This is a genomic window from Roseospira visakhapatnamensis (assembly GCF_014197915.1).
Taxonomy (GTDB): domain Bacteria; phylum Pseudomonadota; class Alphaproteobacteria; order Rhodospirillales; family Rhodospirillaceae; genus Rhodospira; species Rhodospira visakhapatnamensis.
Map to the genome: position 1 here is coordinate 13780 of NZ_JACIGK010000016.1, position 13833 is coordinate 27612.

The 13833-nt window shown below is 67.2% G+C and carries 11 protein-coding genes and 1 tRNA gene; 10 read left to right on the forward strand and 2 right to left on the reverse strand.

What is annotated here, in order from left to right:
* The first annotated feature begins 153 nt into the window (after positions 1-153).
* The 5 genes from GGD89_RS11475 to GGD89_RS11495 all read left to right on the forward strand — a co-directional run bounded on the left by GGD89_RS11475 (position 154) and on the right by GGD89_RS11495 (position 8547).
* On the forward strand, positions 154-1263 hold the full coding sequence (locus GGD89_RS11475; protein ID WP_221238432.1) for an ATP-binding protein: 1110 nt from the start codon (positions 154-156) through the stop codon (positions 1261-1263).
* Between the two features lie 185 nt (positions 1264-1448).
* A complete protein-coding gene (gene cas7g / locus GGD89_RS11480; protein WP_184045348.1) occupies positions 1449-2984 on the forward strand; it encodes a type I-G CRISPR-associated RAMP protein Csb1/Cas7g in 1536 nt (511 codons plus the stop codon).
* Positions 2959-4485, forward strand: a complete 1527-nt coding sequence (csb2, locus tag GGD89_RS11485) for a type I-G CRISPR-associated protein Csb2 (RefSeq protein ID WP_184045350.1) — start codon at positions 2959-2961, stop codon at positions 4483-4485. Before cas7g ends, csb2 begins: the two co-directional genes overlap by 26 nt.
* Positions 4486-4489: 4 nt before the next feature.
* Entirely contained in the window at positions 4490-7552 is a 3063-nt protein-coding gene (gene cas3g, locus GGD89_RS11490) for a type I-G CRISPR-associated helicase/endonuclease Cas3g (protein WP_184045352.1), read from the forward strand.
* On the forward strand, positions 7549-8547 hold the full coding sequence (locus GGD89_RS11495; protein ID WP_184045354.1) for a type I-G CRISPR-associated protein, Cas3-extension family: 999 nt from the start codon (positions 7549-7551) through the stop codon (positions 8545-8547). Before cas3g ends, GGD89_RS11495 begins: the two co-directional genes overlap by 4 nt.
* Positions 8548-8660: 113 nt before the next feature.
* Here the strand turns inward: GGD89_RS11495 and GGD89_RS11500 are convergent.
* A tRNA-Gly gene (locus tag GGD89_RS11500) sits at positions 8661-8735 on the reverse strand.
* Positions 8736-9109: 374 nt separating this feature from the next.
* Between GGD89_RS11500 and trxA the strand changes: the two genes are divergently transcribed.
* The 5 genes from trxA to GGD89_RS11525 all read left to right on the forward strand — a co-directional run bounded on the left by trxA (position 9110) and on the right by GGD89_RS11525 (position 12393).
* Positions 9110-10030: a thioredoxin gene (gene trxA, locus GGD89_RS11505; protein ID WP_184045356.1), complete on the forward strand. Its 921-nt coding sequence runs from the start codon at positions 9110-9112 to the stop codon at positions 10028-10030.
* A 103-nt stretch (positions 10031-10133) separates the two neighbouring features.
* A complete protein-coding gene (locus tag GGD89_RS11510) occupies positions 10134-10799 on the forward strand; it encodes an LON peptidase substrate-binding domain-containing protein (RefSeq protein ID WP_184045357.1) in 666 nt (221 codons plus the stop codon).
* A 61-nt stretch (positions 10800-10860) separates the two neighbouring features.
* Entirely contained in the window at positions 10861-11121 is a 261-nt protein-coding gene (locus GGD89_RS11515; RefSeq protein ID WP_184045359.1) for a Trm112 family protein, read from the forward strand.
* Positions 11118-11498, forward strand: coding sequence for a gamma-butyrobetaine hydroxylase family protein (locus GGD89_RS11520; RefSeq protein WP_184045361.1), 381 nt, complete (start codon positions 11118-11120; stop codon positions 11496-11498). Before GGD89_RS11515 ends, GGD89_RS11520 begins: the two co-directional genes overlap by 4 nt.
* A 109-nt stretch (positions 11499-11607) precedes the next feature.
* Positions 11608-12393, forward strand: a complete 786-nt coding sequence (locus tag GGD89_RS11525) for an SDR family NAD(P)-dependent oxidoreductase (RefSeq protein ID WP_184045363.1) — start codon at positions 11608-11610, stop codon at positions 12391-12393.
* Positions 12394-12454: 61 nt separating this feature from the next.
* On the opposite strand, the gene GGD89_RS11530 is transcribed toward GGD89_RS11525, so the two are convergent.
* The gene (locus tag GGD89_RS11530; RefSeq protein WP_246423063.1) at positions 12455-13810 is read right to left on the reverse strand and encodes a cysteine desulfurase-like protein; all 1356 of its coding nucleotides are present in this window, start codon (positions 13808-13810) and stop codon (positions 12455-12457) included.
* Between the last annotated feature and the right edge of the window lie 23 nt (positions 13811-13833).

Genomic DNA, 13833 nt, shown 5'->3' on the forward strand with positions numbered 1-13833 from the left:
CGCAAATCGAAAACCCTGCCTTCAATTTTCAAGAACCAAGGCCGACAGGTTATCATTGCAATCCGAAACTCAGCTTTTTAATATGCAAGGATGATAGCGCGCCGAGTCTTCCGGACCATTCACCAGGCCCTGACCCGCCAGGCCGCCGTTGCTTTGATCGGGCCGCGTCAGGTCGGCAAGACGACGCTGGCCCAGGACATTGCCGAAGGAACCGATGCCCTCTATCTCGATCTGGAATCGCGGGCGGACCGGGACAAACTCGCCGACCCGGCTTTGTTTCTCTCAGCCTACGAGGACCGGCTCGTCATCCTCGACGAGATCCACCGTGTCCCTGAGGTGTTCCAGGAACTGCGGGGCCTGATCGACACGGGCCGGCGGAAGGGCAAACGCACCGGACGGTTTCTCATCCTCGGATCGGCCTCCATGGACCTGCTGCGGCAATCCGGAGAGAGCCTCGCGGGTCGGATCGAATACGTCGCGTTGAACCCGTTCGATGTGCTGGAAGCCGCCCCCGATGGCGACGCCCTGCGCCGGCTGTGGGTGCGGGGCGGTTTCCCGGACAGCTTTCTTGCCACCAGCGACGCCGACAGCTTCGCGTTCCGGCAGAATTTCGTCCGAACGTACCTTGAACGCGACGTGCCGCAGTTCGGCCGCCGCGTCCCGGCCGAGACCCTGGAGCGGCTCTGGACCATGCTGGCCCACAATCAGGGAGGGTTGCTCAACGCTTCGCGACTGGCCTCTGGGCTGTCGATCACCGCGCCGACGGTGACCAGCTATATCGACCTCCTTGTGGACCTCCTTCTGGTCCGCCGTTTAACGCCCTTCCACGCCAACGTCGGCAAGCGCCTCACTAAATCGCCGAAGGTCTACGTCCGGGACAGCGGCCTGGTCCACGCCCTGCTGGGCCTTGAGGACTACAACGACCTCGCCGGGCATCCGGTTGTGGGGCCGAGCTGGGAGGGCTTCGTCATCGAAACTCTTTTGGCGGTTGCCCCGCCCCGAACCCGGGCCAGCTTCTACCGCACCGCCGCCGGCGCGGAAATCGACCTGTTGCTGGAGATGCCCGGCAAGGGTGGCCTGTGGGCCATCGAGATCAAGCACGGGCTGTCGGCCAAGCCCACCAAGGGCTTCCACAATGCGCGGGATGATCTGAACCCGGACTGCGCGTTCGTGGTGTCGGTCGGCGAAGAGCGATACCCCATCGCGCACGCTGTCGAGGCGATCGGGCTGAGGGCCATGGCGGACCTGATCGCGGCGCAATAACGGCATCCGGCGTTGGTCGACGCTGTCCGAACCCCGCGCGGCCCAACGACACGCCTCGCGCTCATGCCCAAGACATCGCCCGTCAAGAGGCCTGGACTGGACGGAGGATGCAAGCTCGCTATACCCTCATTCCAGGACGTAGCGCATCCAATCGTGCATCATTCGCGGCCTCGGAGTCCGGCATCATGACCCTTGAAGAGCTGAAAGCGGCCGTCCGGACAGCGGCCGCCCTCCGTCTTGTCCAGACCCTCCAGCCCATCGGCGGGGCGGGCGACAAGGTATTCCCGCCCACCTATGCTGGCGGCATCTACGCCACGGAGACGCGGCGGATCGACGGCGAGGCGATTCCCTGTGTCCTGTTGAACAGCGTCCAGAGCGAAGCCAACGGCCTGGAAGAAGCCCTTCAGGACGCCTTTCTGCCGGACTGGCGGGAATTGAAGGAGACCAGCGACGCGCCGGTGTGCGGTCTTCCGGTTATCGCGGTAAAAGTGAAAGGCTACGACTGGGTGACATCGCTCACCGCGCCCCACCGCATCCACGACGCCATCCTTCGCGACAGCATCGACGAGAACGAAACACCGTTTCGAGACACCGGCGTCGGACAGGCCATCGTCAAGGCGCGGGTCCATGACGCGACGGCCTTCTACAAGCACTGCCCGACCGCCTTGCTGTTCGGCACCTGGGATTCTACGGCGGGCGAAGGTCTCAACTCGGCCAAGATACCGCGCGCCGTTGTCTCCGAAATCATCGGCGTGAACGTGGTCGCCGGTGTCCGCACCGCCAGCCGTGTCGATCCGCTGCGCATCCAGCGTATGGGCTTGACGTTCTATCAAAAAGGGCAATCGGGATGGACGTTTGACGAAAGTGAAGCGGATCGGAAGTATAAGAAAGCGGGAAGCAAACAGGGTAAAACTGAGTGGACTTTGGATATTGATCAGGCTGAAAAGGACAAAAACGGAAAGCCGACGAAGTCCGAGGCCATCGTTGCGGGGGGAAAACCATCGGATATCAACCACGGCAACGTCACACCTGACATAGACCGCTTCAAAAAAGTCCGGAAGAACAAGCTTGATGTGTTGCCAGACATCCTGACGTCGAATCCGGTTCGGCTCAAATACGACGTTGAAGCTTGGGATGGGCACATGGAGAGTCGTTTGGATATCAACAGCCAGACGGCACGTATTCGCGAAAATGTGCCTCGACCCGGTGGCGTCACCATGGACCATGCCCGGCACACCTGGACCCTATCGCTGACCCAACTCCGGCGGCTCCGGTTCCCAGGGTTCCCGCCGCCGGAGGGTCAGAAAAAGGAGGACGTTCGCCCGCGACAGGACGAAGCCGCGCGCACCGTCCTCGCGGCGCTGGCCTTGTATGCACTGGCCCTGCGACAGGACGAGGGGTATTGGTTGCGGTCCCGCTGCGATCTGGTTCCTGAGAAAGGAAACGAAGCCAAACTGGAAATCGTCGGCGGCGCCGGCGGGGATATCCCCCTTGGAGCTGCCGCCAACGTGAAAGCCACCATGCTGGACCCGGCGCTGAAGGAGGCGGAAAGCCTGGGTGTCGAATGGACAAAGACCCTGCTTCGCCTGACCCCATCGCCTCAGTTGAGCCAATTAGTCAAGCTCAGCGACGCCCGGGTTTCCGGACAGGACGAGTCGGACACGGACGCACCCGAAGGCACGGACAACGGGGCGGATGGCGATGCTGGCGCTTCGGATTGAGTTTCTGACCGGCGTCTTCATGGCCACTGACCGTCACGACGCGACCCGGCGCCGGCCGGAATGGCCGCCGCATCCGGATCGGCTGTTTTCGGCGCTGGTGGCGGCGGCCGCCGCCTTGCCGGAGGCGTCTGAAGGCAACTTGCCCGATAGGGCGAAAGACGCTCTCCGATGGCTGGCCGGGCAGTCCTGGACCGACAAGGGAGAGGTGATCGCGCCCCAACTGCACGCCTCCCCGGCGCATCCCCGGGACGCGCCGGACGTGTACATGCCGACCAATCCGCATGAGGACGAGGTTCCGAAATCGCTGACGAAGAAAAACAGCCCAGGGACGGTATCAGAGGAAAGCCGAAAGAAGCTCCAGAAGGTACTGCCAGCGTACCGCACCAGAAAGGCCCTGCCGATCCCGGCGGTCGTTCCCGAAGACCCTGTGGTCACATTCCTCTGGCCGGAGGCCGATCCCCGTGAGCACCGCGACACGCTGGCCGCCATCTGCGCCTGCGTGACCTACCTTGGGCGGTCGCGCAGCCTGGTGCGTGTCACGCTGGACCCGGATCCGCCGCAGCCAACCCATGTGCCCGATCCCGATGGCGCGATCCAGCTTCGTGTTCCGGGTGCCAACCGCCTCAAGGAGCTGAAAGACACGTTTCGCGCAACGCGTCGTCCCGACCCGGCGCCCGTGCAGGGTTACCGATGCGTGGCGGACCCGGCGCCGGCTTCGGGACCAATCCCGTCGTCCTTCGACCGCATGTACATCTTCCGACCCGACCCGCAGGATCCCGCCCTCCCGGCCGTGGCGGCGCCCGCTGCCGCGCGTGCCCTTCGGGCCGGTCTGATGGAGGCCGTCGCGGCGGCGCAAACGGCCAACAATCTCCCTGTTCAGGTGCCGGGGATCGTCAAGGGGGCCAAGGGCGCCCCCATGTGCGCCTTCGTGGCGTTGCCCTTCGTCCACCCCAGGCAACGGCACGCCGACGGGTCCGTCAAGGGCCTGGCCGTCCTGGTCCCGGAGGCTGCCCGGCACGAATACCGAACGCAGGTGGCCCTGGGCCTGGAGTGCCTTGTGTCAACCGGGCTCCGCCTCCCGGGGGTTGGACTCTGGCGCCTGGAAGAAGTGACCGACGATACCCAGGCAATGCGGACCTTGCGGAGCGCGACCTGGCGCGGTCCCTCACGGCAATGGACGACGGCCGTTCCCATGCGGTTCGGCCATGTCCCCAAACCCGGCAACGGGGGTGAGGCGGGCGTCATCCTCGACAGCCTGGGGCGGGCGGGCGTCGCCCCCGACGACGTCCTGGAGATCACCGTGGCCCGGCATTCCCCCTTGCATGGCGCCCCGCCGAGTTGGGCCTTCAAGCCGCGCCGGAATGCCGCCGAAGAAGGACCGCCGACCCCGCGTCTGCGCCATGTCACCGTGCGGTTCGCCCGACCGGTGGACGGCCCCCTGGTGATCGGCGCCGGGCGTTTCCTCGGCCATGGCCTGATGCTCCCCCTGGTGGAGGACTGACGGCATGACGCAGCTACACGCCAGCGATTTCCCGGCGTTCTTCGAGGGCGTCCATGGCTTTCGCCCCTTCCTGTGGCAGAAGCGCTTCGCGCGGGAGGTTTTCAAGACCGGCTTGCCGGACGTCATCCGCGTGCCCACCGCCTGCGGCAAGACGAGCGTTCTGGACGTCGCCCTGTTTCGCCTGGCCCTGGACGCGGATCGGCCGCCGGCCAACCGGCAGGCCCCGCGCCGCCTGTGTTTCGTGATCGACCGGCGGCTGGTGGTGGACGAGGTCAGCGAACATGCCCGGGCCATCCAGGCGGCCTTGGAAAAGAACGCCAACCCCATCACGGCCGCCGTTGCCGCGCGCCTGAAGACCTTGTCGGCCGATGGCGAAACACCGTTGCGCATCGTGCGCCTGCGCGGCGGCGTTTATCGGGATGACGGGTGGGCGGCCGATCCCCTGACGCCCACCATCCTGATCTCGACCGTCGATCAGATCGGCTCCCGCCTGCTGTTCCGGGGCTATGGCGTCAGCCGGCGCAGCCGCCCGCTCCAGGCGGGGCTGCTGGCCTTCGATACCCACCTGATCCTTGACGAGGCCCACCTGTCGGACGCCTTCGCCGAAACTGTGGGGGCGATCCGGCGGTTCAAGGACTGGGCCGAGAAACCGCCGTTGCCAGCGTCGCGCGGCCTTGGCCTGACGCGCATGTCGGCGACGCTGGCTGACAGATCGGATCCCGCAGAGAAACTCTTTGAGCTAACCCAAGCGGAACGTGAAGATGAAAACCTGAAAAACCGTTTGAAGGCCGCAAAGCACGCAAAACTAGTGAAGATCGAAGGCGTCAAGAAGAGTCCGGATAGATTTCGGGACAGCCTTGTCAATCAAGCCAAGGCACTGGCGGGGTTCAAAAAGAAAAAGAACGAACCTTCCGAAGTTGGAATACCGCGCGTCATCGGCGTGGTGGTCAACCGCGTCGCCACCGCCCGACAGGTGTTCGAGGCATTGCGCTCCGCCAGCGCCGGGGAACCGGAACGCGACGCGATCCTGCTGACCGGACGCATTCGCCCGTCCGACCGCGACCGCCTGCTGAAAGACTGGCTGCCGTGGATCAAGGCCAACCGGGAGCAGGACCCGCAGCGCCCCCTCTTCGTGGTGGCGACGCAGACCGTGGAGGTCGGCGCCAACCTGGATTTCGATGCCCTGGTCACCGAGGCCGCCGCGCTGGATGCGCTTCGCCAGCGTTTCGGCCGTCTCGACCGTTTGGGGAAGCGGCACGCACAACACCTGCCGTCGCCGGCGGTCGTCGTCATCCGCAGCGACCAAACATCAGATACATACGATGACCCGATCTACGGCAAGGCCCTTTCAGCAACATGGAAGGATCTGCAATCTATTAGTGAGAGGAAGGTCGTTGACTTCGGTGTCAACGCCCTGGATCAGGCGATTACGAAACAAGAGATTGACATCAACGCCATGGTGGCGCCGGCCCGCGACGCGCCCGTTCTCTTTCCGGCGCATCTGAACGCCTGGGTGCAGACCGATCCCGTGCCGGAACCGGACCCCGACGTTGCCCCGTTCCTGCATGGCGTCGCCGATCGCCCCGCCGACGTTCAGGTGGTCTGGCGCGCCGATTTGACCGAAGCAAACGCGGATCACTGGGGGCGCATCGTCACGCTGATGCCGCCGCGCACACGCGAGGCGATGCCGGTGCCCTTGTCCGAGGTCCGGGCTTGGCTGCGCGGGAACCCGACCGGCGCCGTCGCCGACGTGGAGGGCGTGAGTCAGGCACCGTCTGAACGATCCGACCGGGAATCGCAGCGGGTGTTGCGCTGGCGGGGCAAGGACGACGCCCGGTTCGTCGGCGCCGAAGACCTGCGGCCCGGCGACACCATCGTCGTGCCGGCCACCTACGGCGGGGCCGACGCCTTCGGCTGGACCCCCGGTACACACAAGCCTGTCCCGGATATCGCCGAAGCGTGCCTGCTGGATGCCATCGTCACCACGCCCGCCCACGTCGTGCGCCGGCCCTGGCTGCGTTGGCGCCTGCATCCCGCCCTGCTTCCGAACACGGACGAGGTGACCAAGGCCGCCTTGACGGCGCGGCTTGAGCGCGCCTTGAACACCGTGCGGTCGGGGGCCGTTGATGCCACGGACCGACGGCGGCTGGCTCTTGAGCTTCTGGACGTGATAGCGGGCGCCCATTCGGGCGCCGAGCAGGCCGCCGTCATGGCTTTGCGGGAGGCGGGAACGTCGCTACGGGTGACCCCGTACACCGATGGCCGCGATCCCGATGGCCGCGGGCTGATGGTCAGCGCTCCGGCGACCCGAGACCTTGTCGAGGCTCTGAACAGCGCTGGCAGGTCGGAGACGGACGAGACCGAGGTCGAGGAACCGGAGGCGGACGGCCCCTCCGTCTTTCCCGGGGGCCAAAGCGTCACGCTGGACGACCATACGAAAGCTGTTAGCGGCCAGGCGCGGGCGTTCGCCGAGAAGGCCGGCCTCGACACTCCCTTCACCGAAGCCCTCGCCCTGGCCGGTCGCTGGCACGATGCCGGCAAGGCCGATCCCCGCTTTCAGGCCTGGCTGTACGACAGCGAGATCAATGCCTTCGCCGCCATGTCCAGGGGAGAGCTTCTGGCCAAGTCGGGTCAGGATTCCGCCGACTGGCAGTCGTCTGAACGGTTCGGCTACCCGAAAGGCGCCCGCCACGAGTTTGTGTCTGTGCGGTTGTTCGAGGACGCCGGTCTGGCGGGTGGCGAGGTCGGCGATCTCGCGCGCCTGCTGATCGGCACCCACCACGGCCACGGTCGCGCCTTTCCGCCGGTCGTGGACGACCCCAGCCCGATACGCGTGCGCGTGACGGTCGATGGCAAGACGGTGGAGGCTTGCTCGAGTCACGGGCTTCATCACCTGGACTCCGACTGGATCGACCTGTTCTGGCGCTTGGTGCGGCGCCACGGCTGGTGGGGCCTGGCCTATCTGGAGGCCCTGCTGGTCACCGCCGACCGCACCGTCTCCGCCCGGGAGCAGCGACCCACCGACCCCAACTCCGAGCCGGATGCCGAGGAGCCCGCCGACCCATGACCGACCAAGCCACGACGCTTGAACTGGAATTGACCGGTCTGAAGGGAGACCATCCCCTGGGCTTCCTGGCGGCCTGCGGTGCGCTACGGGTACTGGGACCGTACAGCGGGGTCCGTCTGGGATGGACGGAGAGTCACGGGACCTGGACGGCGGTCCTGCGCGACAGGGTCGCGACCCATACGACGGCCGCCTTCCAGGCGCGAGTCGTCGCTGCCATCGCGCAGGCGGCGGAGACTTTTCTGGATACCTTGACCCTGTTCAAGCTTCCGGACGCGGAGTGCCCACTGGACGCTTTCCGTGACTGTGGGCGCCTCGCACTGAAACGCAGGAGCACGGATCCCGACCGCGCGATGACAATGGTTGATCTGCTGCCGGGATTGGGAACGGACTGTCTGTCGACAAGAAAGGACACGAGAAAGTATAAGGGAAAAATCGTAAATTATAGAACGGATCTTGCGCTGACAAGCGGGAACCAAAATTTCGTCTCCGGGCTACAAAAAATCGCGGTTCGAGTTCGATTCTCACAAGATCAGAAAGCATGTGCCGAAAACCAAGCGCGTATCGCGAAAGCTTTGGTTAAGCCCTGGCGATACGAAGATAGCGAACATTCGCTGGGCTGGGACCCAACCACCCAACGGCTCCATGCCTTGCGTGGCAAGGACCCGTCCCCCGACAAAAAAAACCGGTCCGTCGCCGCCGCCATTTTTCTGGCGTCCCAGGCTCTGCCGCTTTTTCCGTGTTTCGCTGTCGGGGGTTGGCTTCACACGACCGGGTTTCATCATGACGACGAAGGCGATTGGTTTTCCTGGCCGATTTGGCGAGACCCGATCTCCCTCGACGCGCTCCGCACCCTCGTGGCCCACCCGTTCACCAGGAATCTGAAAGAACGCGGGGTCGCTGTCGTCTATCGATGCCACCGATCCCACACGGGCGGCGACAAAGGCGGCTACCACGTCTTCGGTCACCCCACCAAGCGCCCATGGCCTGAGACGTGAAACCGCGTCTTCGCCTGCTTACACAACGCTTACACAGCCCTTCTTACTGGCTCGTATAAGCAAAAACGGCCCCGCAGGGCCGTTCGTAAGCCTCTGAAATATATTCGAAAAACTGGAGCGGGCGATGAGATTCGAACTCACGACCCCAACCTTGGCAAGGTTGTGCTCTACCCCTGAGCTACGCCCGCATAAAACCTCTCGACGGGGGTTACGTCGCGTGTGACCGCGTCGCCGCCGATGGTGTACCCCGGATCCGCCCGCGTGACTGCGTGCCGTGCCGAGGTGCGCGACTATACTCAGCCTCGATCGCTTTGCAAGATGGAATTCGCGGGCTCCCCCAAAAAAACGGACCGGCCGGCCGGAGCCGTGGGCGGTCACCGGCACCGCGCCCCGCCCGCCCGGCTCCGGCGCGCGCCGGGCGCGGGTTCTCTCTTGCCTCACGCGCGCTCGCGGACCATGTATGGGCGCAGCACGGCTCCCGGCCCGGGCGGCACCCGACCGACCACACCGGCACGACCACACCGGCCGCAACAGCCCCTCGCAGGCAGAAACGGACAGCACGATGGCACTCATACTCGACGGCGAAAGCACCACGGTGGGCACCTCGGCCCCGGCCGCCGGGGGCGACCTGATCAAGGATGCCACCACCGAAACCTTCATGACCGATGTCATGGAGGCCTCCCGGCAGGTGCCGGTGGTGGTGGACTTCTGGGCGCCCTGGTGCGGCCCCTGCAAGACCCTGGGTCCGATGCTGGAAAAGCTGGTCCGGCAGATGGGCGGCAAGGTCCGCATGGTCAAGGTCAACGTGGACGAGAACCAGGCCCTGGCCCAGCAACTGCGCGTCCAGTCCATCCCCACGGTCTATGCCTTTCGCGACGGCCAGCCGATCGACGCCTTCCAGGGCGCCTTGCCGGAAAGCCAGATCAAGCAGTTCCTGTCGCATCTGGCCGGGGGCGCCGCCAACCCCATCGATGCCGCCCTGGAGCAGGCCCAGCAGATCCTGGACGACGGCGACGCCGAGGGCGCCCTGGCCCTCTACCAGCAGATCCTGCAGGCGGACCAGAGCAATGCTCCGGCCATCGCCGGCTATCTGCGGGCGCTGATCGCCGCCGGGCGCGGCGCCGACGCCGAACAGATCCTGGCCCAGTTGCCGGCCGACATCCTGGCCGACAAGGCCGTCGCCGCCGTCAAGACCAAGCTGGAGCTGGCGGCCCAGGGCGCCGGCCCTGTGGACGACCTGCGGGCCCGCGTGGCGTCGACGCCCGACGATCTTCAGGCCCGCTTCGACCTGGCCAATGCCCTGTTCGCCGCCGATGACGCCGAGGCGGCGGTGGAGCACCTCCTGGAGGTGTTCCGCCGCGACCGGGACTGGAATGACGACGCCGCCCGCCAGCGCCTGTTCAAGGTGTTCGAGGCACTGGGCCCGACCCACCCGGTCACCCAGTCCGGGCGCCGGCGGCTGTCGGCGCTGGTGTTTTCCTGATCGGGACGTCCGGCGACGGCAACGCCCCGCGCCCGACGGCGTCACAAGACCACGAACAGGCCCGCTCCGACATCAGAGCCCGGAACGAGAAAAGGCATCCCGCATGCTTCGCAGCTTCCAGCCCCGGTTCGAGGATCTGCCCGCCGTGGTGCCCGTGTTCCCCCTGACCGGGGTGCTCCTGCTGCCGGGGGGGAGGCTCCCCCTCAACGTGTTCGAACCTCGATACCTGAACATGATCGAGGACACCCTCGGTCAGGGCCGCATGCTGGCCATGGTGCAGCCGCGCGAGGACTCCGGGGAGGCCCTGGAGGCGGCGCCCGCCCTTTACTCGGTCGCCTGCCTGGGACGCATCGTCTCGTTCGAGGAGGCCCCGGAAGGGCGGCTGCTGATCACCCTGCTGGGCCTCTCCCGGTTTCGCGTGCGCGACGAGGAGCCCCTGGTGCGGGGCTACCGCAGGGTGGGGGCGGACTACAGCGCCTTCGAGAACGATCTGGCCGACCCGGGCGCGGTGACCATCGACCGCGACCGCCTGTTCTCGGTCCTGCAACCGTTCGCCACCCGCCGAGGCCTCAACTTCAACTGGGACCTGATGCGCGAGGTGGAAAGCCGCCCACTGGTCACCGCCCTGGCCATGATCTGCCCGTTCGAGCCCCGCGAGAAGCAGGCCATCCTGGAGGCCGTGACCTTGCAGGAACGCGCCGATCTGCTGCTGGCGCTGCTGGAAATGGGCGCCATCGAAAGCGGCGACAACGGCCGCCAGCGGCAGTAGGATCGCCGCGAGTCCCCGCCCGCCACGGCGGGTCCCCCTCCCTCTCCGCGAGAGCGCCGTGATGACCGACCCTGACGTGCACAGCCACTCCCCCGCCGAGCCTGGCGACGACGACAGCCAGCTTCTGGATCCCAAGCTCCTGGATCTCCTGGTCTGCCCGCTGGGCAAGGGCCCCCTGGAGTACGACCGTGAGAACCGCGAGTTGATCAGCCGGCAGGCCGGGCTGGCCTACCCCATCCGCGACGGCGTGCCGATCATGCTGATCGACGAGGCCCGACGCCTGGACGAGCTGGCCCCCGGCGGCGGCTCCCCGGCGGCATGAGCGCCCCCGCCAGCCCGGGCGCGCCCGACGCTCCGGTGGACATCGCCGTCAGCCGCGCCGACAAGACCCTGACCCTGACCTGGGCGGACGGCACCCGGCATGTGCTGCCGGCGGAGCTGTTGCGGGTGTGCAGCCCCTCGGCCGAGGTCCAGGGGCACCACCCGGACCAGCGCCAGGTGGTGGCGGGACGGCGCCACGTGGGCATCATGGACCTGGAGCCCGTGGGCCGCTATGCCATCCGGATCGTCTTCGACGACCTGCACGACACCGGCATCTATAGCTGGGACCTGCTGCGCGACCTGGGCCAGCGGCGCGACGCCCACTGGACCGCGTATCTCGACGACCTGACGCGCGCCGGCAAGAGCCGGGATCCGTAGAGGCGACCGGTCGATTGACAGGGCGCATGGGCGGGACGGGCCGCGCGCTGCTAGACCATGTGATCGCGACCCCGACGTATTCGCATTCGCAAACTCCGCAAGGCCCATCATGATCGATCCCGAGACGCAGACCGACGCCACCGCCGAACCCGCCGAAACCGGCGACGGCACGCCGCCCCAAGGCCGCCTGGCCGGGCGCATCGCCCTGGTGACCGGGGCCTCGCGCGGCATCGGCCGGGCCGTCGCCCGCCGTTTCGCCGCCGAGGGCGCCCATGTGGTGGCGGTGGCCCGTACCCTGGGCGCCCTGGAGGAGTTGGACGACGAGGTCCGCGCCGAGGGGGGCCGGCCGCTGATGCTGGTGGCCGAGGACCTGACGGACTATGAGAAGATCGACCAGATCGCCGTCGCGCTGGCCAGGCGCTTCGCGCGCCTGGACGTGCTGGTGGGCAACGCCGGCCTGCTGGGGCGCCTGGGGCCGGTGGGGCATATGGACCCGGAGATGTTCCAGCGGGTGCTGGACGTGAACCTGACGGTCAACTGGCGCCTGATCCGGGCCATGGATCCGCTGCTGCGCCAGTCCGAGGCGGGGCGCGCCATGTTCGTCACCTCCAGCGTCGGCCACGAGCCGCGCGCCTACTGGGGGGCCTACGCGATCTCCAAGGCCGGCCTGGAGATGATGGTCGGGGTCTATGCCGCCGAACTGCTCAAGACCAACGTCAAGGTGAACCTCATCAACCCGGGGCGCACCCGCACCGGCATGCGTCGCGAGGCCTATCCGGGCGAGGATCCCGAGACCCTGCCCCTGCCCGAGGCCCATGCCGACGCTTTCGTGCGGCTGGCCACCGCCGACTGCCCGGACCATGGCGCGCTGATCGAGCTTGCCACCCCGGCCTGACCGTCGTTCGGGGTGGCGCGGGGTCCTGAGACCGATGAGTCGGGATCAGGACCGGTGAACCTCAGGCCGGAAGGTGGGCGAGCAGGCGGTCCACGTCCTCCGCCGACGTGTAATGCACCAGGGAGGCCCGCACGACGCCGTCCTCCGGGTCCAGCCCCAGGGCCTGCATGCAACGCCAGGCATAGAAGTGGCCGTGCCGCACCGCCACGCGGTGGCCGCGCAGGTGCTCGGCCACGGCGCGCGAGGACAACCGCCTGTGGGTGAAGGCCACCGTGGGCGAACGGTGCGGCCCGACCGTCGGGGCGCCGATGATCCGCACCGCCGGATGGTCGCGCAACCCCGCCAGCAGGCGGCCGGTCAGGGCGCTCTGGTGGCGCTCGAACAGGGCGAAGAGGGCGGCGACGCGCGCCCGCGCCGACGGCGCGGCCCCGCCGTCATCCTCCTCGCCCTCGCCCCCGACATGGCGGGCATACAGGGCATCCAGATAGTCGGTGACGCCGGCCAGCGCGGCGGTCAGTTCGTGGTTGGGTCCACCCGGATTGACGGTCAGCGCCCCGTGTCCCGCCAGGAACATGTGGTTCTGGTTCTCCAGGCGCGCCATCAGGCTGGGCCGCACCGCCAGCACCCCGACATGCGGCCCGAACACCTTGTAGGCGCTGAAGGCATAGGCGTCGGCGTCCAGCGCCGATCCGTCCACCAGCGCATGGGGCGCATGCGACACCCCGTCCACCACCGCCAGCGCCCCGGCCTCGTGGGCCAGCCGCACAGCCGCCGCCGCGTCGCAGACGGCGCCGGTGATGTTGGACGCCTGGGGCAGGCACACCAGGCGCGTGTTCTCGGTCAGCAGGGCCGTGAGGCCGTCCAGGGACAGCGCGCCGGTCTCCGGATCGAAGCGCCATTCGCGCACCGTGGCGCCCCGCCGGGTCAGGCGCCGCCAGGGCGTGATGTTGGCCTCGTGGTCCAGGTTGGTGACCACCACCTCGTCGCCCGGCTCGATCAACGGCGCCAGGGCGTTGGCCAGGACATGAAGGTTGGTGGAGGTGTCGGCGCCGATCACCAGGGCCTCGGGCGCGACGTTGACCAGCGTGGCCATGGCCCGGACACCCTCGGCCATCATCTCGGTGGCCAGGGCCGAGGCGGGATACGGTGCCCCCGGCTGCACCTTGGCGGCGGTCAGGAAACGCGTCAGCCGGTCGATCACCGCCTGGGGAACGTAGGCCCCGCCGGCGTTCTCGAAAAATGCCCAGTTGGCACACGTTTCGGTGGTGAAGGCCGGAAAGCAGGCACGCACGGCATCAAGGTCAAGCGCGCCGGATATCGGGCCGGCCATGGAACCGGACGTGGGACCGGACGTGGGACCGGACGTGGAACCGGACGTGGAACCGGACGGCGCCGGCTTGGACAGGGACTCGGTCATGACGGCTCCGCGCGGATCGGACC

Coding starts and splice junctions, on each gene's coding strand:
- GGD89_RS11510 (WP_184045357.1), top strand. CDS start 10,134: ATGCTTCGCAGCTTCCAGCCCCGGTTCGAGGATCTGCCCGCCGTGGTG.
- trxA (WP_184045356.1), top strand. CDS start 9,110: ATGGCACTCATACTCGACGGCGAAAGCACCACGGTGGGCACCTCGGCC.
- GGD89_RS11525 (WP_184045363.1), top strand. CDS start 11,608: ATGATCGATCCCGAGACGCAGACCGACGCCACCGCCGAACCCGCCGAA.
- cas3g (WP_184045352.1), top strand. CDS start 4,490: ATGACGCAGCTACACGCCAGCGATTTCCCGGCGTTCTTCGAGGGCGTC.
- GGD89_RS11530 (WP_246423063.1), bottom strand. CDS start 13,810: ATGACCGAGTCCCTGTCCAAGCCGGCGCCGTCCGGTTCCACGTCCGGT.
- csb2 (WP_184045350.1), top strand. CDS start 2,959: ATGGCGATGCTGGCGCTTCGGATTGAGTTTCTGACCGGCGTCTTCATG.
- GGD89_RS11515 (WP_184045359.1), top strand. CDS start 10,861: ATGACCGACCCTGACGTGCACAGCCACTCCCCCGCCGAGCCTGGCGAC.
- GGD89_RS11520 (WP_184045361.1), top strand. CDS start 11,118: ATGAGCGCCCCCGCCAGCCCGGGCGCGCCCGACGCTCCGGTGGACATC.
- GGD89_RS11495 (WP_184045354.1), top strand. CDS start 7,549: ATGACCGACCAAGCCACGACGCTTGAACTGGAATTGACCGGTCTGAAG.
- cas7g (WP_184045348.1), top strand. CDS start 1,449: ATGACCCTTGAAGAGCTGAAAGCGGCCGTCCGGACAGCGGCCGCCCTC.